We start from the raw sequence: 24,671 nt of genomic DNA on the forward strand, positions 1-24,671 counted from the left end.
CCGGCGCGGCAGCGCCCCGGAGGCGAGCCGAGGCCCGACCAGAGGAGTGGAAGATGTCGCGTCCCACCCGGCGCCAGCTGCTGCACGGCAGTGCCGCATCGCTCGCAGGAGTGGTGCTGGCCGCACCGGTCGCCCACGCCGACCGCGCCGTCGCACGATCCGCCGGCCACGGACACCCCGGGGCAGGCGGGCACCACAGCGACGGCCACGCCATGCCCGAGCCGTTCGACGAGATCTACCAGGGCCGCCACATACAGGGCTGGCCGGCAGACCAGGGCGATGCGCACGGCAGCCGAGGAGACCACGGACGGCGGGCGCAGCGCCTCGCCGGCCCGCACGACGGCATGGACTTCGTCGTCCGCATCGACAACGACGACCTGCATGTGATGCAGAACGTCGACGGCACCTGGATCAGCCTGGTGAACCACTACGAGAAGTTCAGCACCCCGCACACCCTGGCGCGCGCCGCCGTACGGGAACTCCAGGGCGCCGACCTGGTCCCCGTCATCACCGGCTGAGGCCGCGCCCCTGCCCGCCCCCCACCGAGGAGTCCTCGACATGGCAGTTAGGAAGAACCAGGCGAACCTCACCGCCACCGAGAAGCGGAACTTCGTCGACGCGGTGCTGGAGCTCAAGCGCGCCGGCCGTTACGACGAGTTCATCAGCACCCACAACGCCTTCATCATCGGCGACACCGACGAGGGGGAACGGACCGGCCACCGGTCGCCGTCCTTCCTCCCCTGGCACCGCAGGTTCCTGCTGCAGTTCGAGCAGGCCCTGCAGAGCATCACCCCCTCGGTCACCCTGCCCTACTGGGACTGGACCGTCGACCGCAGCCCCCGCAGCTCCCTGTGGGGCGATGACTTCCTCGGAGGTGACGGGCGGAGCGGCGACGGCCGGGTGACCTCTGGCCCGTTCGCCTTCAGCGGCGGCAGGTGGCCGATGAACCTCAGGGTGGACGGCCGGACGTTCCTGCGCCGCTCCCTGGGCACCGGCGTCCGCGACCTGCCGACCCGGGCCGAGGTCGACCGGGTGCTCGCCATGGACGTCTACGACGCGCCCCCGTGGAACAGCGCCTCCGACGGCTTCCGCAACAACATCGAGGGCTGGCGCGGCCCCAACCTGCACAACCGCGTGCACGTCTGGGTCGGTGGCCAGATGACCACCGGCGCCTCCCCCAACGACCCGGTCTTCTGGCTGCACCACTGCTTCATCGACAAGCTCTGGGCCGACTGGCAGAAGCTGCACCCCGCCTCGGGTTATCTGCCGACCGGCGACACCCCCGACGTCGTCGACCTCCACGACACGATGAAGCCGTGGAACGACGTGACACCGGCGGACATGCTGGACCACACCAAGTTCTACACTTACGCATGACAGGTACCTGACAGCGACAGCCCCTCACGTCCGTTGCATCGCGGGCGAGTTCCCTGCAGAGGCAGTCCGCATCCGGGGGCGAGATCCGGCGCGGCGGCAGCGACTCCATGGCCTGCCGCCGCGCCGTTGCGCAGATGAAGGGGACTGTGGCGGCCCGGTGGCACCGCATCAGCGGGCGGTGCTCTCAAGCCGGCGGATTGCTGTTGGCATTCGCACTGGTAGGACTGAAAGCGGCGTGCTCACGCGAGCCTTCGGACAAGAAACTGCGGGCGCAGGCCACGTCGTCCGAAGCACAGTCCCGCAGGGCGGCGGAAGAGCAGCGGCAGACGGCACTCATTCAGCGCCTGGCCGCCGTCGATGGTCTGGAGCACGTTCTCACACGGTTCGTCGACTCCTGCGTCAGGCCCTACAAAGGCTCGGTCTTTGAAAACAGGAGTTCCCCGTACCTCATGACCTGCAGCATGCGGGCCGTTGCCTACTTCGGCGTCCACGACGACATGGCCAACGTGCTACGCCGGATCCGTGAGGCACACATCGCGACCTGGGGGCCTCAGGACGGCGAAGGCCGGGACCTGCCACAAGCGGCCGGCACGGTGACCTACGCGCTCAGCTACCACCGTGCTCGCGGCCGGGCCCCGGACGGCAGCCCCATGCCGGCCCCCACACTGGAGGCCACGGGCCTGCGGATCGACTGGGACCGGACAACCACGCCGGTCCCCCACCGGGTTGCGGATCCGACCCCCTGCCCTCCGCCCGAATTCGGCCTCTACCAGCACTGTTCGACCATCCCGGAGACCCCGAAGAGCCTGGCTGCCGCGCGGGCCCACTACGGAACCCTCCTGAGCTTCACCCTCAGTGGCTCCTCGGCCTCCTCCACGGACAACTACTTCACCGTGCCCGCCGGAAGTGACCACCCGGCCATCGCCGCGCGGATGCGGCCGCTGATCTGCTCGATCCGTTCCAGGATCGGTCGGCAGCCGTCCCCGCCCGTCACCAGCCCGGTGGATGTTCGTGGTCAGCCCGCTGCGGGACGTCCTTGAGACGGCCGGTCACCACCAGGTTGCCGTCCGGGGTGCGCATGGCGAGGTCGCCGGTGCGGAAGTAACCGTCGGCGGTGAAGGAGCGTGCGTTGTGGTCGGGTGCCCGGTAGTAGCCCCTGAGGGTGTACGGACCGCGGGCGAGGAGTTCGCCGGTCTCCCCGTCGGGCACGTCCTTGCCGTCGATGTCGACGATGCGGATCTCGTCGTCGGGCGAGAGCGGGCGGCCCTGGGTGGTCAGCACGGTCTCGTCCGGATCGGCGGGCCGGGTGAGGGTGAGCGGGCCCTCGGCCATGCCGAAGACCTGCTGCAGGCGACAGCCCCATTCGGGGCCGATCCGTTCGGCGGTCGCCTGGTGCAAGGGCCCGCCACCGATCTGCACGAGACGCAGGCTGGTCAACTCGGCCTGTGCCGTGGGACGTTCGTCGAGCCAGGTCTGAACGACGGCGGGCACCACCGAGGTGATGGTGACCCGCTCCCGTTCGATGGCCGCAAGGCATGCGGTGGGTTCCGGGTTGTCGAGCAGCACGACGGTGCCGCCGACGGAGAGGGTGCCGACGATGCCTGGGCAGCCGAAGGTGAGGTTGAACTCGGCGGGCAGCGCGGCGAGATACACGTCGTTCTCGGTGAGCGACACCAGCTCGGCAGCGGCACGCGCCTGATAGGCGTAGTCGTTGTGGGTGCGCGGAATGAGCTGGGGCGGGGCGGTGGTTCCGGAGAGCAGGAAGAACGCCACCTGGTCGGCGCTTTGCGCATGCGCCGGGTCGGGCGGGGCGTCGATGGAGCTCAGTGGGAAGTAGTGGCAGCCCGAGGGGTCGGTGGCGAGGCCGCCGTACGGGGACGAGCCGCCCGGCGGATCGAGGGTGAACACCCGCCGCAGGAAAGGCCCTTGGGCCGCGATGTCCGCGGCCATCGCGGTGTGGTCGAAGCCCTGGTACGTCGAGGGGCCGACATAGCCGACGGCCTCGGCGACCCGCACGAGGTGGGACACCTCGGGAGCGCGGTGCGCGACCGGGCAGAACACGGGGATAGCGCCGACGCGCAGGAGCGCGAAGGCAGTGATGACGAACTCGGGAACGTTCGGTAGCTGGACGACGACCCGCTGCCCGGGCCGGAGGCCACGCAGCCGGAAGCCGGCGGCCATGCGACCCACGCGCCGGTTCAGGTTCGCGTACGTGATGCGGGTGCCGCCGTACACGAGCGCGGTCCGCGGTCCGTACTGCAGGGCCCAGCCCCGCAGCAGGTTGTCCAGGGTGTTGCCACGCCAGTGCCCGGCCGCCCAGTAGCGGTCGACGAACTCCTCGGGCCAGGGCGTGCAGCCGTCGAGCATGGATGCCATTCGCTTTCTTCTGTGCCGGATTCTGCATCGGGAGCGGTGCGGGCCGTGTTCCGCGGGACGTTCGGCCGGTCGTCAGGCGCGGCAGCGCAGCATTTCCAGCGGAGGGTTGGCGAGGAGGTCTGCCCAGAAGTCCGGACCGAACTTGCGCACGCCGGCCTCGGACACCTCCAGCGGGACCCAGGTCAACTCGCTGAATCCGGCCGCCCGCAGACACTGTTCGTAGACCTCACGGCGCGGACAGGCGCCGACGAACGAGATCGGCGGGTCGAGCAGCGCCGTGATCCGTACCCGCGGTCCGGTCTCGATCTCCTCGCCGGTCGCCTCGCAGAGAAAGCCGTACTTGGCCAAGGACGGCCCGTCGAAGCGGTAGTCGGGGGTCTGGGCGAGCACGAAGAACTCACCACCGGTCTTCAGGCTCCGGCGCACGTTGCGGCACATCCGCTCCATGGCCGCGATGTCCTCCGCGTAGTTGAGCAGCTGAACACCCGTGGCGATGTCGAAGTGCGCGTCGAGGGGCCGTAGTTGGGAGACATCGCCGACCTCGTAGCGCACGCCCAGCGGATCGCGCTCCTCGAACGTCCTTGCCGCGGCGACCATTTCACCGGAGATGTCGATGCCGAGCACCTCCGCGGCGCCGCGCCGCTTGAACTCCCTGCTGTAGAAGCCGGTGCCGGAGGCCAGGTCGAGGACCGTCTTGCCACGCACGTCCCCGACCATGTCCAGGAAACTGGGCACCTCCCCGTACTGCGCCAGCGGCAGGCCCTTGAAGCCCTCGAATGCCTCACCGATCTCGTCGTACTGCTGCACGCTCACCGTGCCGCCCTCCCCGTAATTCGTCGTGTCCTCGGCCTCGGCCTCCCTCCCTGGGCACGCCGCGGCCTCTGCCGGGCAGTCTCCCCGCACCCCGGCGGCCCGTCGTACTGGCAGAAGCCACAAAGATCCGGACGCCGTCCCGGTCTCGTGCACGGGCGGGCGTACGGATCCGAGCGGGTGATGGACGACCTCGGTGCGTTCTTCGACGCCGCTCCTCGACCTCGGTCCGGTCGCCTGGCTCGGCGGCCTGCCGTGCACATCGACCTGCCGGTCATCCGGTCCGCCAGTCATCTCAGGCCCACTCGTCATCCCCGGTCCGCCGGCCATGGCAGCGACTCCCTGGCCTGTCGTCCGCGCGTCGTGTCACATTTCCGGAGGCCGTGCCGTCTTACTGCTCAGACGCCGTCCAGCACGCGGCGAAGGCCCAGAGCAGAGGAGAAGGTGCATGTCGGCAGCCGGGGCAACAGACAACACAGCGACGCTCCACCGCTTCCACTCCGCCGTGAACAGCGGCGACCCGGAAGTCATCTCGAAGGCCATCGACGAGTTCGTCGCACCGGACGTGGTCTTCCACGCGCCGGTACCGATGGGCGGGACGGGAGCGGAGGCCCTGAAGCGGGTGTGGGAGGTGCTCGTGCGCGCGTTCCCCGACATCCACGTCACCGTCGAGGAGACGATCGCGGAGGGCGACAAGGTCGTCTCCAGGAACACGGTGACCGGAACCCACCGGGGTGAGTACCAGGGCCTGCCGCCCACCGGAAAGACCGTCACCTACGGCGAGATCTTCATCATGCGCTTCACCGACGGGCGGATCGTCGAGATCCGGGGCATCGTCGACGTCCTCACGCAGCTACGTCAGCTCGGCGCCCTCCCGTCCTGACGAGGCCCATGAGCAGCAACGCCGCAATGGCCTACCGCGGGTGACCGGCGTCGCCGGCAGGGTTCACCACGGCACGGTCCGGCCCGCACGGTCCAGGTACGCGAGGCCAGGCTTCCCCAGCCTGGACAGCAGGACGTCCACCACCCGCGGGACGGTCTCGTCGAGGGTGAATGGCGCGTCCGGCCCCCCTAGGGCCGTGCGGATCCAGCCGGGCGCCATGAGTACGAACGCGCGCTGCGTCTCGGACTGTCGGGCCGCGAAGCTGCGCACGAACATGTTCAAGGCTGCTTTGCTGCCCCGGTAGACCTCGCGCAATCCGGTCGTGTTGTTCGTGATGCTGCCTTGTCCGGAGGACATCGCGCCGATGAGTCCCGTAGGCGAGACGAGATCTTCCAGTGTTTCGATGACACGCATGGGGCTGAGCGCGTTAGTGATCATCACCTCGACGAAATCGGCTGTCGGGACCGCACCGATCGGCGTCTGCTCATTGTTGGTGGTCCCTGCATTGACGAAGAGCACATCGAGTTCTCGTTGCGCGAGACGGTCGTGCAGGGGTGCCAACTGAGCAGGCTTGTTGATGTCGAGATGCTCGACGGAAACGCGCCCGTTGGAGCGGTCCGCGAGATCGTGCAGGAGCGTCCGAGCAGTGGGGTCTCGGACCGTCCCGATGACGTTCCATCCTCTGCCCAGGAATTCGGCCGCCATCGCGTGTCCGAGGCCGCGCGACGCCCCAACGATGAGAGCGGTCGGCGTGTGCCGGTCCGCGCCAGTTGATGACACTTCGTGCCATCTCCCTTCTTCGAAATTCTGCAACGTCTGCGCTTCGAGTCTTTCCGCTACGCCGTCTTCAGGGCACGTCCGAGGTGCCGATTTGTACGATCGCCCACGTGACAAGAGCGTTCATGACTGAATCCGCCGCTGTGCAGCCCGACGATGTGCGTCTCATTCGTGCACTCCAGGTCGCTCCGCGGGCCTCGTTCGCCTCGATCGCGGTCGCACTCGGCCTCACCGAAGGCGCTGTCAGCCGCCGCTATCGTCGGCTGCGCGCCGATGGCGTCATCCGCGTCGCCGGCGTCGTCGATCCCGGGGCGCTGGGACAGAGCAAGTGGCTGGTGCGACTGCGCTGCCGCCCCGGCAGCGTGGGAGCGATCGCCGACGCCCTCGCGAAGCGCGACGATGTCAACTGGATCGCCCTCACCGCCGCGGGCTCCGAAATCACCTGCGCGGTCCGGTCGCGCACCCAGGAACAGCGCGAGGACTTGCTCGGTAAGCGACTTCCGCGCACCGCAGCCGTGATCGACATCAATGCGTCCGCGATGCTCCGTCAGTTCGTTGGAGGCCGCGGCCACTACTGGGCGGCGCTACGCGGCACGCTGACTCCACAGCAGGAATCGATCCTCGGGAACGACGGCGGCCCTTTCACGGAATCTCCCGTCGTCACTCGTGATCCCGTGCACCTCACCCCCGAGGACGAGAGGATGCTCGAAGTTCTCGCCGCGGACGGTCGCGCCAGCCTTGTCGATCTCGCCGCAGCGGCGGACCTCACCCCTGGACGCGCCTCACGCCGCCTCGAAGCCTTGCTCCTGCGCCGCGCCGTCCACATCGATGTCGAGATCGCCGCAGCAGCACTGGGCTATCACGCCCGGGCGCACCTTTGGCTCGCCGTGCATCCGTCGGCGATCAAGAGGGTCGGACGCACCCTTGCGCAGGAAGCCGAGATCGCGTTCGCCGCGGCCGTGTCCGGTCCCTACAACATCCATGCCGTCGCACACTGCCGGGACCTCGACGAACTGTTTGAATTCACTTCGGACCGCATCGGGTCCCTGTCCGGCCTCCAGAGCATGGAGGTCTCTCCACTGCTTCAGCAGATCAAGCAGGCCGGCACGCTCCTGTCCGGCGACCGCCTCGTCGAACCAGGAAGTATTCGAGCGCGACGCTGAACGTGCGCGGCCGCGACCGAGCCGTCGGCCCGACGGGCCGACGGCCGGCCTCCCGCCGTACGCGTAGGCGCCTCGCCGCGATCGGACTGGTCATCGCTGTTCGGGGCAGGCAGTCCCTGATGGTCCAGACGACAGCCCTAGCCCCGCGGGCTGCTGATTCGTTCGGGCTGGATCACGTAGATCACCCGCACTTGGTCGCGGCCGCCGAACCAGGGGTAGGGCCCGCCCAGGTACTTCTGCGCGAGCGCCTCGATGTGGTCGACCGCTCCCTCGGTGGTCACCCGCACCACCCGGCCGCGGATCTGTACGTAGGAGAAGGGGTCCGAGGGGTCGGCGACCGCGACGGCCACCCGCGGGTCGCGCGCGATGTTCCGGGTCTTCTGATGCGACTCGACGCTGTTGATCAGGACGTGCTCACCGTCGGTGTCGACCCAGGTCTGGGTGAGCTGGGGCGAGCCGTCGGGCATCGTGGTGGCGAGGTAGCAGGTGCTGGGGCGGCGCAGCAGGGCCACCAGGTCCTCGCCGAGAGGTACGGGCACGGGGGCTCTCCAGGGATCGGTTCGGTGGGGTGCTGGGCCACGGTAGCCGCGACGGGAGCCCGGCCCTCCCCCGCCCCCGGACTCCCGCGTGCCTGGTCGCCGGGCCGGGGCCGGGAGTCAGGACGATGCGGGTGCGAGCGTCGTGGACTCCCAGGCGAAGCCGTCCGGGTCGGTGAAGGGTTCGGCGGTGCCTGCGAGCACGATCCGGTGCGATCCGGTGCCGTCGGCGGGAACGCCTACCTCCTTGGCCAGGGCGCGACGCTTGTACAGGGCCAGCTTGAGGGGACTGGACGCGTTGGCGGCGAATTCGACGTACTTGCCGCCGAAGCTCTTCGCCACGGCCAGACCCCGGCCCACGTAGAACTGCTTGCTCGCCTTCACGTCCTCGACTCCCAGCAGGAGCACGATCTCGTCGATCTCGCGGGTGGCCGGGCCGGTGTCCTTCTTCGCCGAGGTCGCGACCTTCCAGATGGTGCCGTCCGGGGCCTGTACGACACCGCCGTAGCCCCAGAGCGACTTCGCGGCCGGCTTCAGCGACGTGGCGCCGGCGTCAAGCGCGGCGTTGATGAGGCTGTCGACGGTGGCCGGCTGGGAGACCGTGAGCGCCAGCGTGAACCCGCGGAAGCCGGTCGTGGGTGCCTGGGATGACCGCACACGTACCTGCGCGTCCAACCCGAAGGCGGCGGTGTGGAAGCGGTGGGCGGCCGTGGGGTCGGCCACCTCAAGGGTGACGGATTCGATGGTTGCCATGGCCCTCACGCTAGGTGCGGCGCGGTGACCGGTGCTTCTTGATTCCTGACCGGTGTCCAGTCACCTGCTGTGCCCCATGTGCGCGTGTGCGTGGGCGTGTGTGGGGGCCTGGGCGTGGACGTACCCGGCGGTGCCCTCGACATCCGTGGCCGGGAAAAATCGGGTGGCTGTGTGCAGGGCAGCCCGCCAGGATGCGGATCGTGAGCAGCGAGAGGCGCCAGGAGAGGCGGCCGGACGTGGGAGGGGCGGGGCGCCCGCAGGACTGCGCGCATCTGGTGACCTTTCTCTGCTCAGCAGAGGGCGGATGGATCAACGCCCAGCTTCTCCAGAGCAACGGCGGGCTCGGGTAGCTCGTCGCCACCCTGAGGTCCGAGCAGGTCCCGGTCCCAGCAAGTCCCGGTCGGCCGATGACTGGCCGACCGGGACCTCGGGCTCAGGCGAGGTCGAACCGATCGAGGTTCATCACCTTGTCCCAGGCTGCCACGAAGTCGCGCACGAACTTCTCCCCCGCGTCCTGGGACGCGTAGACCTCCGAGATGGCTCGGAGCTGGGAGTGCGAACCGAAGATGAGATCGACGGCGGTGGCGGTCCACTTGACGTCGCCCGTGGCGCGATCCCGCCCTTCGAAGACGTTCTCAGCGGAGTCCGATACCTTCCACTCCGTTCCCATGTCGAGCAGGTTGACGAAGAAGTCGTTGGTCAAGGCCTCCGGCCGTTGGGTGAAAACGCCGTGCGGGGACCGCTTGAAGCCGGTGTTCAGGGCCCGCATGCCGCCGATCAGAACCGTCATCTCGGGAGCGGTCAGTGTCAACAGACTGGCGCGGTCCAGCAGGAGGGTCTCCGGCGACAACTTCTCTCCCGCCCGGAGGTAGTTGCGGAACCCGTCCGCCTTGGGTTCGAGCACGGCGAACGACTCCACGTCGGTCTGCTCCTGCGAGGCGTCCGTACGCCCCGGTGCGAACGGGACGGTGATGTCGTGCCCGGCGTTCTTGGCGGCTTGCTCGACGGCCGCGCACCCGCCCAGGACGATCAGATCGGCCAGTGAAACCTTGGCTTTCTGAGAGCGGTTGACGTCGTGCTGGATCTGCTCGAGGGTCTGCAACACCTCGGCCATCTCGGGCAGGTCATTGACCTCCCAGTCCTTCTGCGGCGCGAGGCGGATCCGTGCCCCGTTGGCCCCGCCGCGCTTGTCGGTGCCGCGGAAGCTTGCCGCTGACGCCCAGGCAGTGGTGACCAGCTGGGAGAGGGACAGCCCCGAGTCGAGGATCCTGCGCTTGAGGACAGCGATGTCCTCGTCGTCGATCAGTACGTGATCGACCTCAGGAACGGGGTCCTGCCACAGCTGCGGCTCGGGAACCCACGGGCCGAGGTAGCGCGAGGCGGGTCCCATGTCGCGGTGCAGCAGCTTGTACCACGCCTTGGCGAACGCCACCGCGAGCTTGTCCGGGTTCTCGTGGAAGCTCTTCGCGATCGGCCCGTAGACCGGATCCAGCTTCAGCGCGAGGTCCGTCGTCAGCATCATGGGAGCGTGCCGCTTCGACGGATCATGCGCATCAGGCACGGCGTCCTTGGCCGACGGATCCGTGGGAGTCCACTGCTTCGCGCCCGCGGGGCTCGTGGTCAGCTCCCAGTCGTACTTGAACAGGTTGTCCAGGTAACCGTTGTCCCACTTCGTCGGCTCCGAGGTCCATGCGCCCTCGAGACCGCTGGTCAGCGCGTCGCCGCCGGCGCCGCTGCCGTACGTGTTGCGCCAGCCCAGGCCCTGCTGCTCGAGGGGACACGCCTCGGGTTCCGGACCGATGTACGAGGGATCGACCGCGCCATGGCATTTCCCGAACGTGTGGCCGCCGACGATGAGCGCCACCGTCTCCTCGTCGTTCATCGCCATACGCCCGAACGTCTCGCGGATGTCCCTGGCGGCAGCCATCGGATCGGGGTTGCCGTTGGGCCCCTCCGGATTGACGTAGATCAGTCCCATCTGCACGGCGCCGAAGGGACCGGCGAGTTCCCGGTCGCCGCTGTAGCGCTCGTCTCCCAGCCAGGTGTCCTCGGGCCCCCAGAAGATCTCCTCGGGTTCCCAGATGTCCTCCCGCCCGAAGCCGAACCCGAAGGTCTTGAATCCCATCGACTCCATGGCGCAGTTACCGGCGAAGACCAGAAGGTCCGCCCAGGAGATTTTCCGGCCGTACTTCCGCTTCACCGGCCAGAGCAGACGGCGCGCCTTATCGAGGCTCGCGTTGTCGGGCCAGCTGTTGAGCGGTGCGAAGCGCTGAGCGCCGGCGCCGCCACCGCCCCGGCCATCGGCGATGCGGTACGTTCCCGCGGCATGCCAGCTCATCCGGATGAAGAGCGGACCGTAGTGGCCGTAGTCGGCAGGCCACCAGTCCTGTGACGTCGTCATCACCTCGAAGACGTCCTGCTTCAGCGCGTCGAGATCGAGGTTCGCGAACTCCTCCGCGTAATTGAAGTCCTCGCCCATCGGGTTGGACTGGGGCGAGTGCTGGTGGAGAACCTGAAGGTCCAGCTGATTCGGCCACCAGTCACGGTTCGTCCTGGGCGGAGTCGACGTGGGGGCCGGGGAGGGGATTACTGGGTTCTCACTTTCGCTGCCGGACACGTCCGTCCTTCTTCCTGTATCGAAATTCCTTCTGTTGGTTGCTTGTCTGCGACGCCGGATGGTCCTGCGTCCTCTCGGCCCCACCGGCAGGCCGTCGGCCGGTACCGGCACTCGCCCGGTGGATCGGCAGGTCCGCACGGCTGTGAGTGGACGGCTGGGAGTGGACAGCTGTGAGTGGACAGTCCACAGCCCGGCCGGCGACCGAACGGAGGCGCACATCGCAATCCGCGGACGTGCTCATGGCAATTCGGACATGCTCCTTCTGGGCCGGATGCCGGCATCCGGCCCATTCAGACTCGCACGCGCGCGGACACCGCGCCTCTCCACAGCCGCCCCATGGCTCACGGGGACGGAGCCGAGGGCGCTCCGCCGACCCCCGAGTCGCCCCGGGAACACCTGACGGCACGGCGGCGGGGTCCGGGCCCGCCGATGGGCAGCGCCTGACGGAGCTAGTCAGAACGGCCAGAATTGAGTGAATCGGGGCATATCGTCGCCGTCCGAGCCGACCTGTGTGTTCAGCGCCTCAATGGGCGCCCGAAGGGTTGACGCGCCAGTAACCGGAATCCAGAATCCCGCTTACTGTTCGACATTGCCGAACAGGGGACACAGCTGTCGTCAGCGCACAGGGGGCGAGCCGCCGCCTTCAGGCTCCCGTGCGCAGTCGGCACCCGGTGGCCACGTGGGCTCCGCCCGCGCGGTCCGCGAAAGGAACGGCATGCGTCTGAGGACCCTCCCCCTTGCCCTGATGGTGGCCACCTGCGCCTTCTTCGGTTTCACGGCCGGCCCCGCCCAGGCCGACGGCGTCTCACCGCCCGGCGCGAACGACTGGACGTGCAAGCCGTCCGCCGCGCACCCCTACCCCGTCGTGCTGGTGCACGGCACCTTCGAGGACATGGCCAAGAACTGGTCGATCCTGTCGCCGCAGATCAAGGACGCCGGATACTGCGTCTTCGCACTCAACTACGGCAATAACGCCACCGCCCACATCGCCGATTCGGCCCAGGAGCTCGACACCTTCGTCGACTCGGTGCTCGGCGCGACCGGCGCCAAGAAGGTCGACCTGGTCGGTCACAGCCAGGGCGGAATGATGCCCCGCTACTACCTCGACTTCCTCGGCGGCGCCGCCAAGGTCGACGAGCTGGTGGGAATCGTCCCCTCGAACCACGGCACGACCAACCCCCTGACCATCCCGACCGGGTTTGCCGGCTGCGACGCCTGCACCGACCAGATGGTCGGCTCACCGTTCCTGACCCACCTCAACGCGAAGGGCGACACGGTGCCGGGCCCCGACTACACCGTGATCACCACCAAGCACGACGAGGTCGTGACCCCGTACACCAGCGCCTTCCTCAGCGGACCGGCGAAGCAGGTCACCAACATCACGCTCCAGGACCGCTGCCCCCTGGACGCCTTCGAACACGACCAGAGCCCCAACGATCCGGTCGTCGCCCAGTGGGTACTCAACGCCCTCGGCCGCAGCGGCCCCGCCGACCCCGCCTTCACGCCCCACTGCAGCTGACCCGATTGCGCACCTACGGCTCCGGGCGGGACGGACCGCCCGGAGCCGGCTCACGCGGTGAACGTGTGGGAGAGGGGTGGCACACCGGCGGCCCGGGCGAGACGTCCGGCACCCTTGCGGTTCGAGGGAACTCGCCGGCTCCGGCGGACTGGGTGCAGGACCAGGGGTGGGCGGGGCACAGGTTGCACAACGCGCCCAATGACGTGACGTGAAGGGGACCGGAACGACCGCGACGCTGCTGGTTCATGGCGGGCACCGAGCTCTATGACAGGCCGTCAATTCCCTTGACCACACCGACTGGCGCCATGTCCCCTGCAGTCAGGGTGCACGGCACGGTCGCGCTGTCACTCCGCAGATTCAGTGCGTCGCTCATAGCGGGAGCGTGCGAGGTGATAGGCCGTGGACAGCAGTTCACGGGCTGCCGCTTCCGTACGCGGGCCCGGATTCACCACTGCCAGCCAGCCGACGGTGCCGTAGACGGGGTGCGCGATCACGGTGTCGGTGGTGCTGGGGTCGACTTCGGTGGGGGCTGGTTCGCGGGGCGCGTGACCGGTCCACCGGATGAACGCTTCCTTCCCGGCAGAGATGTTCACGCGGAAGGTGTCCGGGCGCTCCAGACGTGATGCCTCGTCGCCCGGGTAGTTCTTGATCACGACTGTCGCGAACGGTTGGGTCGCGGTCGGGGTGACGCCGTCAGATGCGTAGTAGAAGAACGTGTCGCCCCAGCCGATTTCCGGCGAGCCGTCGCCGGGCGCCGGCCGGAGGGTCAGGACGCCGTCGAGGCCGTCCACGAAACTGATGATCTCGTCCATGGTCATGTGCTCTAGCGTTGCATTGAAGTGCTTGTGGAGACTTTGAGGCTGCGATGGAGGGGCTGAGCGATGTCAGGTCTCAAATCGGGTGGCATGCGCACCGTCGACGTCGCACGGCGCGCCGGGTGCTCCGTTCAACAGGTGCGCAATCTCGAGCGCGACGGTGTGCTTCCGCCGGCGACGCGCACCGCCGCCGGCTACCGGATCTATACGGAGACACATCTGCAGTCCGCGCTGGCCTACCGGGCCCTGGCAGCTGGAGCGGGGCCGACCGAGGCCAAGAAGATCATTCGGGCCGTCCACCAGTCACCCATCTCGCAGGACGCGCTTGCCCTGCTCGACGCTGCACACGCCCGACTCCACGCGGAGCGCAGGCAACTGAGGCAGGCCGAGGAGGCGGCCCGGGCGATCACCGGTGAGCCCATCGAAGACGTACGTGCATCGGACTCGATGAGCATCTCCGAACTCGCCGCCGCCTTGGGCGTACGGCCCTCGACGCTGCGGCACTGGGACACGGAGGAACTTGTCGTCCCCGACCGCGACTCCGTGCGGGAAGCACGGCGATACACGCCAACTCAGGTGCGGGATGCCCGGATCGTTCACCAGCTGCGGAAGGCCGGTTACCGCATCGCACCTCTTCGGACGCTCATGCCGGAGCTGCGGTGCGCCCACCGGTCGGAAGAGGTCGCCGCCGCGCTGGCCGCCAGGGACGCCGGCATCGCGGCTCGCTCCAAAGCACTCCTCGATGGTGCCGCCGCACTCAGTGCCGTGCTCTCGCTGACCGCCTCAGCTCCTTAGGTGTCTTGGGTCAGCTAGCCACTCGCTTTGACGGCCACATGCGAGGGGTTGTCGTCCACATGCGAGGGGCGACCGGCAAGGCAGCTCACGAGCGGCCCTCCGCCGAGTCGTTGACTTGACAACGGCTGCCGCTCGTGGAAGCCCCAGTTGCGGGTGCCGAGCGGCGGGTGTCTCCTGAGGTTGTGGAGGGGCCGTTCGCGTGGCCCCTGTGTACGGCCTTGTGCTACTGCCAGGACAAGAGGTCACCGAGTACCGGAACGAGGTCACCGAGTAGGTGAGATGACGACCATGAACATCACGGTGACACAAACCAACCCGCTTCCCCTGACGCTTCCGCACGCCGTGACCAACCCGGTGATCAAACCCGTGGTGCAGGGGGAGTTCCTGGAAGAGATACAGCTGACCGCGACGATCCACGAATTCCTGTTCAAGGTCACCAAGGACAGCAACGTGTTCTGGGTGGGTGTCGCGGTACCGTTCGGCACCACCGACTTCTCCCGGATACAGGTCTTCTTCCACCCGACAGTCCTCCAGCTCCGGCCCCCGCCGCAGCCTCCCCTCATCCATGCCAAGGAAACCGACTACCCCACTTTCGCCGGCGGCTGGTCCGGCAGCCTGCAGCGGTACATCGCGCTCCAGGGCAGCCAGTTGGCATCCGTCCGGCGTGTTCCGCTGCTGGTGCCGTTCACCACCATGGCCGCGCTCGGCGTCGACCCTCAGCAGAACATGTTCTCCATCGACCCGGTCGCGACCCTGAGCAACATCACAGCGGCCATCCAGGCCGCGTTCGTCCCGTTCCTCCCGCCGCCGACTCTCACGGACGTCGGCGTCACCTCGTTCAGCTCCGGCATCCAGGCCATGCGGAAGTTCATCACCGCGATGAAACCCTCGGGGCTCCTACGCGAAGTCATCGACTTCGACAGCCCCTTCATCCTCACCGAACCCGCGGAGCTGACCCCGTCGCCCGGCGCCGTGTCCAGCTGCTACACCCAGCGGTTCCGGCAAAACCCGCCCGCGGGCTACCGGTTCCTGCCGACGAACAGCTTCTCGCAGGTGCCGAGCTTCCCCGACTCCGACGCCGGCACGCACGCACACGCCTGCATCGGCTTCATGATGTACCACACAGCCATGATCACCAGCAGCATCGGCGTCTCGTCTGACGCCCCGATACCCCACTAGGCGCTCGCTCGCTGGCACCGCTGCGTCGGGGCGAAAGGCCCGGTCAACCGGTCGGATCGGCGCGGGCGGCGCGCGCGGCGTGGGCAGCGCGCGATACGGCGGAGGCGATCCACGTCTCACGGCAGGAAGGTCACCTCCGGGAAGGCGCGGGACGGGCCGTCGAGCACGTGTCCGCGCCGGTGGCGCAGGTGCCGGTCGAAGAACGCGAGCGGGTACGCCTGCTGTATGCGCACTGCCCGGGCCGGGGCGAGGGTGCCGATCCAGGCGCGTAGCCGCTCGTCGCTCATCCCCACCGCCTTCGCCAGCTGTGGAATCAGCACCTGGTTGTCGCCGTAGGACGAGTGGACGGCGCCCTGGGCCTGGATGTTGAGCCGCCACCCGCGCAGGTGCGTCCAGAACTCGGCGACGCCGGGGTCCTGGGCCCGGGTGAACTGGGCGGTCATCATCATGAACGGCCGGTCGAGGTCGCCGGTCATGGTGGGCTGCATCGGGCCGTCGAGACTCAGACCGGCCCGGACGCGCGGGTCGTCGAGCATGACGCGGGCGGTCGCCGTCCCACCCTTCGACCAGCCGAACATGCCGATGCGCCGCGGGTCGATCGCGCCGGTCAGGCCCTCCGGCAGCGACCGGCCGTCGGCGTCGGGATTGCGGCCGGCGGCGAGATCCTCGACGCAGTCGAGGACGAACCGGATGTCCGCGGCAAAGTCCGCCGGCCCCATCGCGTGCTGCGGGTCCGCGAGCGGGGCGAGGATCCGCCCGTCGGGGAACTCGGTGAACGCGTCGTAGGTGTGGTCCACCGTCACCACCACGTAGCCGTGGCTGGCGAGTTCCTGCACCATGACGGTGTGGTCGGCACGGTGGCTGTGCGCACCGTGCGAGAACACGACGACGGGCAGCTCTCGGCCGCTCCGCCGCACCGGGGCAGTCTGGTGGCCGGCGGTGAGCGGCGCCTGTGCGACGTCGGCGGGGAACTCCGCGGACGTGAGCAGCCCCCGCAGAGTGCCCGCGGACATCCACGGCGCCAGTGAGTACCGCTCGACGTCCCGGGCGGGGTACCAGACACTCGCCATCAGCTCCCGATGGTGCCCCGGGCCCGCCACGGGATCCGGGCGGGCGGCGTCGACGAGGTGCAGCGCCACCGTACCCACCGGGTACGGCCCGGTCGGCGCGGGCAGGGTGAGCTGCACCGGGACCGGCGACGCCCCTGCGGCCGCCCGGGCCGGGCCGGCGAGGCCGAGCGGCACGGCCGCGCCGACCGCCAGCGCGGCTCCCAGCAGGCGACGGCGCGTCAAGGTGTCTGGACTGGTGAACGGTGTGGTGGCCACGGCCCCTCCCTGAGTCGGTCTTCTGACGGAACCGGGCGCAACTGACTGGCAGTCAGCTTTGCCCGCGGTCGCGCATCGGTGCGCCGTACCGAAGTTCCGTGCGGACACAACGCTGTCACCCGCCGCCACCGACCCACATCAACCCACCGGTTGCCATCCATCGCCCCCATCAACCCACGGGTTTACATCCCCAGGCCGACGCGGCCGGGCGGGAGCTTGAGCCGTGCGTGGGTGACGCATCGAGGTAGACGGACTCGAAGGACGCACGCCACGGGCCGTCGGTGATGGTGGCCGCGCATCGATTCTCGGGAGCCTGCGCGGTCAACAACCAGCATTCTCACCCCACTTGGCCCTGAGAAGGTGCCCCGTGCCTCCGTGGACGAGACAGTGGTGGCTGACATTCGTCATCGCGTACTCGAACGATGTCGCGCCGCTTGGAGGCATGCTCACCTACCCGTCGCAGCTACTGGAGCCCCAACACCTTGGACCGACCGTCCGACAGGCGCAGGACCTATGATCGGCTCGGCTCTCGGAGGCCGAAGGGGAGCAAGGTGCCATGGACGACGACGAGGACGGTTCGCTCCGTGAGGTCGGCTGGGGGCGGGATCTACCTCTGCGCTTCGCGCTCGTCAGCGAGGAGTGGGACGGGGAGCAGACGGTGTGGGCGCGGTGCGTCGACGCCGACGGGTTGTTCATGGACCGGGCCGTCTTCCGGGAGCAACTGACCTTCCTCGGCTGCGCGCCCACCGGCCGGCTCCTCAAGGCCGCCGAGCGGTGTACGGGTCACGCGACCGTCCTCTTCGGCGCGTTGGACCTCATCGTGGAGGACTTGGACACCGAGGATCCGTACACCTGCGACTACTTCGCGCTCGAAGACGTCCTCGTCCTCGACAGCGCGCCCAGTACGCAGGACCCCACGCGCCTCGACCTCGTCGTCGAGTGCGTGGTCAGCGAGGGGCCGCGCTTGCACCGCAAGGAACCGGAGAGGGCGGACGTGCTCCTCCTGAACGGCCCCAGCGGCGGCCCGCTCGGACGCTGCCTCCGGGTGGACGGCCTCTACGGCGACTGGCCGGAACCCGCCCGGCCGCCCGTACGGCTCATCGGCTGCGAGCCCGCGCCGAACCTGGTGCGCCGCCTGGTCCACCCCCGCCACGGCGGCGACAACCTGAAGCTCTGGCTCCTCGACGGTGAGGGCCGGCCCACCGCGGTCGACGAGCACATCGCGGTGGACGTCGACGAGTGCCGTCCCTCCACGCTGGGCGGCGCCCTCATCGACGTCACGCTCAAGGGCGGGCTCTTCCGTCGCGTGCCCTTTCCGCCCGCGGCCCGGCCCGTGTGGGACGCCTGGCGCGCGGGCCCGCCCCGCGAACGCAACGCGTGGGCGCGGTTCCCGACCGTGGGGCGCAGTGAGTGGCTACGGTTCACGGAGGTGTGCCTGGGCCCCGAGGAGCCCGGCGCGGTGTGCGAGATGGACGGGCGGTACGCCACGGACATCCCGGGCCTGCACTGCGCGATCGGCGAGGCGGTCGGCGGCCCGGGATCCCGATGGCACCAGTGCTGGAACGTGCTGCGCGGCTGCCAATGCGGCGGCGAGGCGCCCCGCGTGCCTTTCACGCTCGTCTGGCACGACGCGGACGTGTCCCGGCAGGCACTGGTGGATGTCAGCGTGGACGCGGAGGGCGAGCTGAGCTACTTCGAAGCGGTGGTGCCCTTCCTGGAGCGGATGGGGGTCACCGTCGAGCTCCGCTAGGCCGTGTCCGCCGGGAGTTGGGGCGTTGGGCCGCTCGTCACGCGTCGCCACCCGGCCATGCGCGTCGTGCCGGTAGATGATCTTGGCGGTGGCATCGGCCTGCGCCGCGGGCTTCGGCTCGGAGAGCATGAGGGTTCCGCTGGGCTCCATCCGGCTCGGCACCGGGCCAGGCGTGTCGTGGTTCAGCACCCTGGTGACACCGTGCTCAGGGTCCTTGACGGTGGCGGTACCGGTGTTGCCGTCCAACGTGGAGGAATGAGCAGGTCAGTTATCGACCTGGTCGGGGGACGGCGGAAGGTGGAGTTCGGCGACGGCGCCGCCGTCGGGGGCGTTGGAGAAGCGGAGGGTGGCACCGAGCACGTGGGCCTGGCCGGCGGCGATGGTCAGGCCCAGGCCGTGGCCGGTTCGCCTGCCGGCGTCAGACCCGCCCGACTGGCTCCGGAAGCGCTGCGGGCCCTGGTCGAGGAGGTACGCGGGATAGCCGTCGCCGTGGTCCCGCACGGTGATGACGGGCGCGTCGATGATGACCACGACGGGCAGGCGGCCGTGTTTGTGGGCGTTGGCGACCAGGTTTCCCAGCACCCGTTCAAGCCTGCGCCGGTCGGTCTCGACCTGGTCGTCCCCCACGATGCGGACCTCGGTCGTCGTTCCGGTGGCCCGTACCGCGCGTTCGGCCAGCGGTCCCAGTTGGTGGATATCGAGGTCGGCGCTCTCGACCTGGGCGTCGAGCCGGGAGATCTCCAGCAGGTCCTCGGTCAGCCCGCGCAGGGCCCGGACCCGGTCCCGCACCATCTCGGTCGGGCGGCCGGGCGGCAGCAGCTCCGCCGCTGAGTGGAGCCCGGCGAGCGGGGTGCGCAGCTCGTGGGAGACGTCGGCGGTGAAGCGCTGTTCGCTGTGCAGTCGGGTCTGGAGGCTTGCGGCCATCGCGTCGAGCGCGGTCGCCACGGCGGCGGCCTCGTCCTGGGCCCGGGCGGGGCGCCGGGCGCGGGGGTCGTTCACGCGGGCGTCGAGGTCGCCGGTGCTGATACGTCGGGCGACGCGGGCGGTGTGGTGCAGTCTGCGGGTGATGCGGGAGACGGAGATGAGTCCGGCCGCCAGGGTCAGGGCGATCGCGGCGGCGGAGGAGCCGATGATGGCCCCGTCCAGGCCGCGGAGGGAGGCTGCCTGTTCGCTGTAGTCCAGCCGTAGCGCGAGCACCTTCCCCCCGGCGACGGGGGTGGCGGCCCACATCACGGGGCGGCCCCGGTGCGTGGCGAGCTGGGTCCCGCGCTCGTGCCGTCGCACGGCCATCTCGCGCAGCGGAGCGGGAAGGTCGGCCGGATTCACCGAAACGTTGCGGTCCAGGGGGTCCCCCGCGACGTACACGGACTTGCTGCGGTCCAGTTCTGCCAGCGCCGTGTGGCGCGCACGGTCCTGGGTCTGCCGGTCGACCAGGACGTGCACCAGGATGCCGAGCACGGCGGCGAGCAGGCAGCACATGACGGTGATGAAGACGGCGGCCTTCCAGTAGAGCGTCGCCGTCCAGGCATGCAGCCACCGCGGTGGTCGCGGTCGGGGAGTGCGCACGGCTCACCTGCCCGAGGGGGTTGCGGAGGCCGGGGCCCGCCGGCCGTAGCCGACATCCTGGATCGTCATGACCTGGTGCCGCGCATCCCATGCATAGACCGTGCGGCTCTCGTATCCGGGGGCGTCACCGGGCTCGTGGATGACCAGCTTGTGGTCGGCGACCTCCACCGACTGCGGCGAACTGGTGGAACCCAGGATCGAGGTCACCACCCCGTGCTTGAGCGTGTAGGCGTAGATGATCAGGAGGTTGCTTCCGCTTCGAACGCCGACGATCAGCTCGTCCTTCCCGTCGCCGGTCAGATCGTGGTACTCGGGGGCCCGCACCGGGCAGGAGCCCGAGCCCGGCTTGTCGGCACAGGAGCGGATCGTGCGCTCCTCGTTCTCCTCGAAGACCGGCTGGTCGCGGCGCTTGTCCGCGTCGATCTGCGCCAGGAGCACGGAACCCGCGGACACCTTCCGGATGTCCCCGGACGGCACCCGTGGCACCGCGGTCAGCGGCTGCGGTTTCTCCTGCCCTCCTGTGGCCGGTGAAGCCGCCGGCGCGGGCTTGCTGCCGGGCCACAGTTCTGCCGGACCGGTTACGGGAGCCGCATGCCCCGCGCTCTTGGGCGCGCTGGCCTGCCCACAGCCGCCCAGCAGCACCGCAGTTCCCGCCACCACGCTCGCCAACGCCACCGCCCGTACGAGGGCACGGGGCCGGCGCAGACCACGGACATGCGACACGGCGCTGGTCCGAGAGGGATCGGAAGGCGCAGGGGCTGAGTGGTGAGGAGTCAAACGTTCTCTCCGCGTGGCTCTGCGACGATCCGACAAGTCCGGAAAACCGTAACCCATCAGTCGCGCAACAGGTCTGTGCTCCGTCACGGCACGGTTCTCGCGCGGGCCGGGGGACAAGACTCTCTCGCAGAACTCTCGCTCGCCGTACCCGGATCCCTACGGCTGGTCGAGGAGCCGGCCCACGGCCCTGCGGGTGCGGGCGGCGGCCATCGGACCGGCCAGGAGCTGGATTTCCTGATTCAGGGCCAGGTAGCAGCCCACCAGCTCGTACACGACCTGATCCGGGTCGGTGTCCGTCGGCAGAGCGCCCGCCGCGACGGCGGTCGCGCCTCGGCGGCGAGGCGGTGCGGTTGGCCCGGAGATGCGGTGAGATGGGGATCATGATGAGGACTGACGCAATCGTGGTGCCGGGTCTGTACGTTGGCTATCCCGGAGTGGCCTTCGGCGGCTACGTCGCCGGCGTGCTGGCGGAGCGATCCGAGGCGAAGACGGTACGGGTGGACTTCCGCGGGCCGGTGCCGACGGACGTGCCCGTGCGGATCGCCGAGACCGCGGGAGGAGGCGTGGAGCTGGGCGAGACCGAGCGGCCCCTGGCCGCTGCGCGCCCCGCCGAGCTGCTGCTTGACACCCCGGCCGCGCCCTCCTGGGACGAGGCGGCGGCCGCGGCCGAGAGGTTCCGGGCGGCACCGCCGTCGGGTGTGGTCGACTGCTTCGGCTGCGGTCTGCGTCCTGCTGACCGCGGCCTGCGTATGCACTGCACGCCGGTGCCGGATCGCGGCCTTGTGGCCACTGCCTGGGTCCCGTCCCCCGTTTTCGCCGGTCCCGACGGCCTCCTCCCGACCCGACTGGTCTGGGGTGCCCTGGACTGCCCGGGAAACTGGGCGGGCCGCCTTCTCGGCACCCAGCGTCCGGGCGCGGTCACCGCAGCCCTCACGGGCACGATTCTGCGGCCGGTCACCGCGGGTGAGCCGTACCTGGCGTACGCGTGGCTGCTGTCGGAGTCCGGCCGCAAGCACATGACGGGTGTGGCGCTCGCCACGGCGGAGGGCGAACTGTGCGCCGTCTCCGAGGCGCTGTGGATCGATCCCCGGCCGGCGCCCTGAACGCGGGCGCCGTCGACGCCGTGGGGTTCCTTACGCGATGAAGGACGCCATGGGGAACGTCGTGCGTCGCGGCCCGGTCGGTGCGACCACCCCGAGCTCGAACCTCATCCACCGATTGCGTCGGTGAGGACGGTGCGGAACCGATCGATGAGCGGGTTGGTGTCCTCGGCCCGCCAGACCAGGTGCAAGGTGGTCGAGGTCTCGGCCAAGGGCCGCGGGGTCACTCCGATGCGGCGCAGCGCACGGTGCGAATCGGCGAGCACCGCCGCGCCGAACTTGGCCGCGACCAGGGCCAGCAGTGTCTGCACACTGCGGCCTTCCGCCCCGATCCGCGGCACGACGCCGGCGCCGTGGCAGAGAGCGATGATCTCGTCGTAGGACCGCGGTGAGACGTCCCGTGGCCAGATGACCAAGGGGATCTGGCCCAGTGCCGTGAGCGGGGCGGGCTCGGAGGGGTAGGCCAGCGGATGACCGGCGGGCAGGAACAGCGTCAGTGGTTCGCGCCACCACTCCTGGGTGGCCAGCCGGGCATCGCGCGCCGGAAGGCGCTGGACCGCGAGGTCGTAGCGCCCCTCCAGCACCCCGGTCGACATCTCGGCATCGTTGAAGCTTTCCTCCAACTGCAGTTGTACTCGGGGGAGTTCGCGCCGCACGCGGCCCAGTGCCGCACCGAGGGGTCCGTTGATGCCTGAACCGGCGAAGGTCACGACCAGTCGCCCGGTCATGCCCTGTGCCGCCAGCCGTACGTCCTTCAGGGCGGCCTCCGCCTCGGCGAGCACGGTGACCGCACGCCGCACCAGAACCTGGCCGGCCTGCGTCGGCGTCAGCCCACGCCCCTGCCTGACGAAGAGCGTGGTCCCCAACTGCCGTTCCATCTCGTGCAGTTGACGGCTGAGTGTGGGCTGCGTCAGATGCAGCCGGCGCGCCGCACCGCTGATGCTTCCCTCTTCCGCGATCGCCACTGCGTAGCCGAGCAGCCTTAGCTCCATCCATACCTCCCAGGCATGGGAAGTATAGGCAGTAATGCCTATGGAGCAGATATGGGCGCCGCTCAGGCCAGGCTGGACACAGCGCACCGGACGGAACCGGAACGCACACCAGAACCCTGAGGAGCATCCATGAACCGCGAAGACCGCTACGGATACGGCATGAAGGTGCTGGAGCAGGTCGACGGCGAAGCGGGCCAGCGCATCGTCGACTCTCTCGCGGACACCTCGCCGGAGTTGGGTCACCAGGTGGTGGCATGGGCGTTCGGCGACATGTACTCCCGCCCCGAACTGGCCGCGAAGGAGCGGCAGTTGGTCACCCTGGGCGTGCTCACCGCGCTCGGTGGCTGCGAGATCGAGCTGGAGGTGCACATCAACGCGGCGCTCAATGTCGGCCTGACCGCCACCGAGGTCTCCGAGGCGCTGCTGCACTCGGCCGTCTACTGCGGCATGCCGCGGTCGATCAACGCCACACTCGTCGCCAAGAAGGTCTTCGCCGAACGTGGCCTGCTCCCCATCACCAACCTCAGCTGACCCGTGCCATGCGTCCCCCTCGACGCGCCGAGCGGTGCTGCTCGCAGCGGGACCGAGCCGGGACGGCACGCGGGCGGGCCCGGGGGCGAAGTCCCCGGCTGGACGGGGGAGGCCAGCCGGGGACTGACATCCCGTGTGCCCCTTCACCGCATGAGGAAACATGCCGTGTCCGGCCGGACATGAAGATGCGCCGCAGGACCGGACCCGTGCGGCGCATCGTGGACGGCGCCGGTGAGTGACGTCACCTCTCACCGGCGGCCGAGTGTGCTAGTGGTGCCCCCAGTGGCCGCGGTGACCCCAGGACTTGAAGTCGACGACGCGGCGGTGGTCGTTGCGCAGGGTCGCGGTGTCGGAGTAGTTGTCCCAGACATAGGTGCGGCGGTCCTGGAACAGGTCGGTGCGGTCGTCGCGGCCGATGCCGGTGTGGACGCGGACCTGGCTGTGGCCGGCCAGACGGACGTTGCCGAAGCGGTAGCCGTGCCCGGTCTTGTCGGAGAGGGTCCAGCCCTTGATGGTCACGGGCCAGCGGCCGGTGTTCTTCACCGTGACCCACTCGGCGTTCAGGCTCCGGTTGGAGCGGTCATCGCGGCCGGGGCTGTCGTACTGGATCGGCCCGAGCACCACCGCGGAGCGCACCTGGTGGTGCCGGCCCGGGACGTGGTGGCCGCGGTGGTGGTCGGCGGCGGCGGCCGGCAGCACGGCGGTGGCGGCCAGAGCCGCAGCCCCCGCTACGGCTACGGCGATGCGCGAAGCGTGACGGAACACGAAATCCCCTCCTGAGGCACCCGAAGCAGGTGCCGGAAAGAAACCGGAAGCCCGGCCGGTTTGACCGGGCCCCCACACAGTGACCCCACGTCATGCCTTGCCGGAAGAATTCCTATTTGGTGTTACAAAACACAGACATTTACACAACCTCTCCACGCCAGGCGCACACTCCCCCGCATTCGCCCACACCAACGCGACGCCCCCTACACCCATCCAGACGCCCCAAGGGGTTACCCGCGGCAGCACCTGCCACCGGTCACGCATC

Annotated in this window: 24 protein-coding genes; 11 read left to right on the top strand and 13 right to left on the bottom strand. The window is 69.3% G+C overall.

The genetic code is table 11. The annotated features are described in order from the left end of the window. Positions 1-53: 53 nt before the first annotated feature. The 3 genes from melC1 to V2J85_RS05925 all read left to right on the top strand — a co-directional run bounded on the left by melC1 (position 54) and on the right by V2J85_RS05925 (position 2,417). The gene (gene melC1, locus V2J85_RS05915) at positions 54-518 is read left to right on the top strand and encodes an apotyrosinase chaperone MelC1 (RefSeq protein WP_261957940.1); all 465 of its coding nucleotides are present in this window, start codon (positions 54-56) and stop codon (positions 516-518) included. A gap of 40 nt (positions 519-558) precedes the next feature. Then, the gene (gene melC2, locus V2J85_RS05920) at positions 559-1,377 is read left to right on the top strand and encodes a tyrosinase MelC2 (RefSeq protein WP_261957939.1); all 819 of its coding nucleotides are present in this window, start codon (positions 559-561) and stop codon (positions 1,375-1,377) included. A gap of 203 nt (positions 1,378-1,580) precedes the next feature. Continuing rightward, positions 1,581-2,417, top strand: coding sequence for a hypothetical protein (locus V2J85_RS05925; RefSeq protein WP_330820824.1), 837 nt, complete (start codon positions 1,581-1,583; stop codon positions 2,415-2,417). Here V2J85_RS05925 and V2J85_RS05930 read toward each other — a convergent pair. Both V2J85_RS05930 and V2J85_RS05935 read right to left on the bottom strand, forming a co-directional pair. Further along, the gene (locus V2J85_RS05930) at positions 2,368-3,753 is read right to left on the bottom strand and encodes a (2,3-dihydroxybenzoyl)adenylate synthase (protein ID WP_330820825.1); all 1,386 of its coding nucleotides are present in this window, start codon (positions 3,751-3,753) and stop codon (positions 2,368-2,370) included. The two genes, V2J85_RS05925 and V2J85_RS05930, sit on opposite strands and share 50 nt — an antisense overlap. Before the next feature lie 72 nt (positions 3,754-3,825). Next, entirely contained in the window at positions 3,826-4,566 is a 741-nt protein-coding gene (locus V2J85_RS05935) for a class I SAM-dependent methyltransferase (protein WP_330820826.1), read from the bottom strand. 445 nt (positions 4,567-5,011) lie between these two features. Here V2J85_RS05935 and V2J85_RS05940 point away from each other — a divergent pair, with 445 nt between their 5' ends. After that, positions 5,012-5,446, top strand: a complete 435-nt coding sequence (locus V2J85_RS05940; protein WP_261957935.1) for an ester cyclase — start codon at positions 5,012-5,014, stop codon at positions 5,444-5,446. A 63-nt stretch (positions 5,447-5,509) separates the two neighbouring features. Here the strand turns inward: V2J85_RS05940 and V2J85_RS05945 are convergent, their stop codons facing one another. Then, positions 5,510-6,226 (bottom strand): SDR family oxidoreductase, encoded by a 717-nt coding sequence (locus V2J85_RS05945; protein ID WP_261957934.1) that lies wholly within the window; start codon positions 6,224-6,226, stop codon positions 5,510-5,512. Positions 6,227-6,348: 122 nt separating this feature from the next. Between V2J85_RS05945 and V2J85_RS05950 the strand changes: the two genes are divergently transcribed. Then, on the top strand, positions 6,349-7,386 hold the full coding sequence (locus tag V2J85_RS05950; RefSeq protein ID WP_261957933.1) for an Lrp/AsnC family transcriptional regulator: 1,038 nt from the start codon (positions 6,349-6,351) through the stop codon (positions 7,384-7,386). A gap of 137 nt (positions 7,387-7,523) precedes the next feature. On the opposite strand, the gene V2J85_RS05955 is transcribed toward V2J85_RS05950, so the two are convergent. The 3 genes from V2J85_RS05955 to katG all read right to left on the bottom strand — a co-directional run bounded on the left by V2J85_RS05955 (position 7,524) and on the right by katG (position 11,292). Next, complete coding sequence (locus V2J85_RS05955) at positions 7,524-7,925, bottom strand: PPOX class F420-dependent oxidoreductase (RefSeq protein ID WP_330820828.1); 402 nt, start codon at positions 7,923-7,925, stop codon at positions 7,524-7,526. A 117-nt stretch (positions 7,926-8,042) separates the two neighbouring features. Beyond that, on the bottom strand, positions 8,043-8,675 hold the full coding sequence (locus V2J85_RS05960) for a glyoxalase (protein WP_330820829.1): 633 nt from the start codon (positions 8,673-8,675) through the stop codon (positions 8,043-8,045). Positions 8,676-9,108: 433 nt separating this feature from the next. Beyond that, positions 9,109-11,292, bottom strand: a complete 2,184-nt coding sequence (gene katG, locus V2J85_RS05970) for a catalase/peroxidase HPI (RefSeq protein WP_330820830.1) — start codon at positions 11,290-11,292, stop codon at positions 9,109-9,111. A 715-nt stretch (positions 11,293-12,007) separates the two neighbouring features. On the opposite strand from katG, the gene V2J85_RS05975 reads away from it, so the two are divergent. Continuing rightward, positions 12,008-12,811 (top strand): alpha/beta fold hydrolase, encoded by an 804-nt coding sequence (locus V2J85_RS05975; RefSeq protein WP_330820831.1) that lies wholly within the window; start codon positions 12,008-12,010, stop codon positions 12,809-12,811. A gap of 344 nt (positions 12,812-13,155) precedes the next feature. Here V2J85_RS05975 and V2J85_RS05980 read toward each other — a convergent pair whose 3' ends face one another. After that, positions 13,156-13,629, bottom strand: coding sequence for a DUF6194 family protein (locus V2J85_RS05980; RefSeq protein ID WP_330820832.1), 474 nt, complete (start codon positions 13,627-13,629; stop codon positions 13,156-13,158). Between the two features lie 87 nt (positions 13,630-13,716). On the opposite strand from V2J85_RS05980, the gene V2J85_RS05985 reads away from it, so the two are divergent. Then, entirely contained in the window at positions 13,717-14,421 is a 705-nt protein-coding gene (locus tag V2J85_RS05985) for a MerR family transcriptional regulator (RefSeq protein WP_330820833.1), read from the top strand. 279 nt (positions 14,422-14,700) lie between these two features. Beyond that, positions 14,701-15,600: a hypothetical protein gene (locus tag V2J85_RS05990; protein WP_330820834.1), complete on the top strand. Its 900-nt coding sequence runs from the start codon at positions 14,701-14,703 to the stop codon at positions 15,598-15,600. A gap of 116 nt (positions 15,601-15,716) precedes the next feature. Here V2J85_RS05990 and V2J85_RS05995 read toward each other — a convergent pair whose 3' ends face one another. Beyond that, the gene (locus V2J85_RS05995) at positions 15,717-16,925 is read right to left on the bottom strand and encodes an alpha/beta hydrolase family protein (RefSeq protein ID WP_330820835.1); all 1,209 of its coding nucleotides are present in this window, start codon (positions 16,923-16,925) and stop codon (positions 15,717-15,719) included. 556 nt (positions 16,926-17,481) lie between these two features. Between V2J85_RS05995 and V2J85_RS06000 the strand changes: the two genes are divergently transcribed. Beyond that, positions 17,482-18,675, top strand: a complete 1,194-nt coding sequence (locus tag V2J85_RS06000) for a barstar family protein (protein WP_330820836.1) — start codon at positions 17,482-17,484, stop codon at positions 18,673-18,675. 264 nt (positions 18,676-18,939) lie between these two features. Here V2J85_RS06000 and V2J85_RS06005 read toward each other — a convergent pair whose 3' ends face one another. The 3 genes from V2J85_RS06005 to V2J85_RS41205 form a co-directional block, all read right to left on the bottom strand. After that, positions 18,940-20,241: a HAMP domain-containing sensor histidine kinase gene (locus V2J85_RS06005; RefSeq protein WP_330820837.1), complete on the bottom strand. Its 1,302-nt coding sequence runs from the start codon at positions 20,239-20,241 to the stop codon at positions 18,940-18,942. A gap of 3 nt (positions 20,242-20,244) precedes the next feature. Continuing rightward, positions 20,245-20,964 (bottom strand): hypothetical protein, encoded by a 720-nt coding sequence (locus V2J85_RS06010; RefSeq protein ID WP_261957924.1) that lies wholly within the window; start codon positions 20,962-20,964, stop codon positions 20,245-20,247. 210 nt (positions 20,965-21,174) lie between these two features. Further along, positions 21,175-21,291: a hypothetical protein gene (locus tag V2J85_RS41205; RefSeq protein ID WP_410011386.1), complete on the bottom strand. Its 117-nt coding sequence runs from the start codon at positions 21,289-21,291 to the stop codon at positions 21,175-21,177. A 110-nt stretch (positions 21,292-21,401) separates the two neighbouring features. Here V2J85_RS41205 and V2J85_RS06015 point away from each other — a divergent pair, with 110 nt between their 5' ends. Beyond that, positions 21,402-22,121 carry a PaaI family thioesterase gene (locus tag V2J85_RS06015; protein WP_330820838.1) on the top strand — a complete coding sequence of 240 codons (720 nt, stop codon included), beginning with the start codon at positions 21,402-21,404 and terminating at the stop codon, positions 22,119-22,121. Positions 22,122-22,225: 104 nt separating this feature from the next. Here the strand turns inward: V2J85_RS06015 and V2J85_RS06020 are convergent, their stop codons facing one another. Continuing rightward, a complete protein-coding gene (locus V2J85_RS06020) occupies positions 22,226-23,110 on the bottom strand; it encodes a LysR family transcriptional regulator (RefSeq protein WP_261957922.1) in 885 nt (294 codons plus the stop codon). Between the two features lie 129 nt (positions 23,111-23,239). On the opposite strand from V2J85_RS06020, the gene V2J85_RS06025 reads away from it, so the two are divergent. Continuing rightward, the gene (locus tag V2J85_RS06025; protein WP_261957921.1) at positions 23,240-23,641 is read left to right on the top strand and encodes a carboxymuconolactone decarboxylase family protein; all 402 of its coding nucleotides are present in this window, start codon (positions 23,240-23,242) and stop codon (positions 23,639-23,641) included. 267 nt (positions 23,642-23,908) lie between these two features. Here the strand turns inward: V2J85_RS06025 and V2J85_RS06030 are convergent, their stop codons facing one another. Then, a complete protein-coding gene (locus tag V2J85_RS06030; RefSeq protein WP_261957920.1) occupies positions 23,909-24,406 on the bottom strand; it encodes a lamin tail domain-containing protein in 498 nt (165 codons plus the stop codon). Positions 24,407-24,671 lie beyond the last annotated feature (265 nt).

It is taken from the genome of Streptomyces bugieae (assembly GCF_036352915.1).
GTDB lineage: Bacteria > Actinomycetota > Actinomycetes > Streptomycetales > Streptomycetaceae > Streptomyces > Streptomyces endophytica.

Coding starts and splice junctions, on each gene's coding strand:
- melC1 (WP_261957940.1), top strand. CDS start 54: ATGTCGCGTCCCACCCGGCGCCAGCTGCTGCACGGCAGTGCCGCATCG.
- melC2 (WP_261957939.1), top strand. CDS start 559: ATGGCAGTTAGGAAGAACCAGGCGAACCTCACCGCCACCGAGAAGCGG.
- V2J85_RS05930 (WP_330820825.1), bottom strand. CDS start 3,753: ATGGCATCCATGCTCGACGGCTGCACGCCCTGGCCCGAGGAGTTCGTC.
- V2J85_RS05940 (WP_261957935.1), top strand. CDS start 5,012: ATGTCGGCAGCCGGGGCAACAGACAACACAGCGACGCTCCACCGCTTC.
- V2J85_RS05950 (WP_261957933.1), top strand. CDS start 6,349: ATGACTGAATCCGCCGCTGTGCAGCCCGACGATGTGCGTCTCATTCGT.
- V2J85_RS05960 (WP_330820829.1), bottom strand. CDS start 8,675: ATGGCAACCATCGAATCCGTCACCCTTGAGGTGGCCGACCCCACGGCC.
- V2J85_RS05975 (WP_330820831.1), top strand. CDS start 12,008: ATGCGTCTGAGGACCCTCCCCCTTGCCCTGATGGTGGCCACCTGCGCC.
- V2J85_RS05980 (WP_330820832.1), bottom strand. CDS start 13,629: ATGACCATGGACGAGATCATCAGTTTCGTGGACGGCCTCGACGGCGTC.
- V2J85_RS05985 (WP_330820833.1), top strand. CDS start 13,717: ATGCGCACCGTCGACGTCGCACGGCGCGCCGGGTGCTCCGTTCAACAG.
- V2J85_RS05990 (WP_330820834.1), top strand. CDS start 14,701: ATGACGACCATGAACATCACGGTGACACAAACCAACCCGCTTCCCCTG.
- V2J85_RS06000 (WP_330820836.1), top strand. CDS start 17,482: ATGGACGACGACGAGGACGGTTCGCTCCGTGAGGTCGGCTGGGGGCGG.
- V2J85_RS06015 (WP_330820838.1), top strand. CDS start 21,402: ATGAGGACTGACGCAATCGTGGTGCCGGGTCTGTACGTTGGCTATCCC.
- V2J85_RS06020 (WP_261957922.1), bottom strand. CDS start 23,110: ATGGAGCTAAGGCTGCTCGGCTACGCAGTGGCGATCGCGGAAGAGGGA.
- V2J85_RS06025 (WP_261957921.1), top strand. CDS start 23,240: ATGAACCGCGAAGACCGCTACGGATACGGCATGAAGGTGCTGGAGCAG.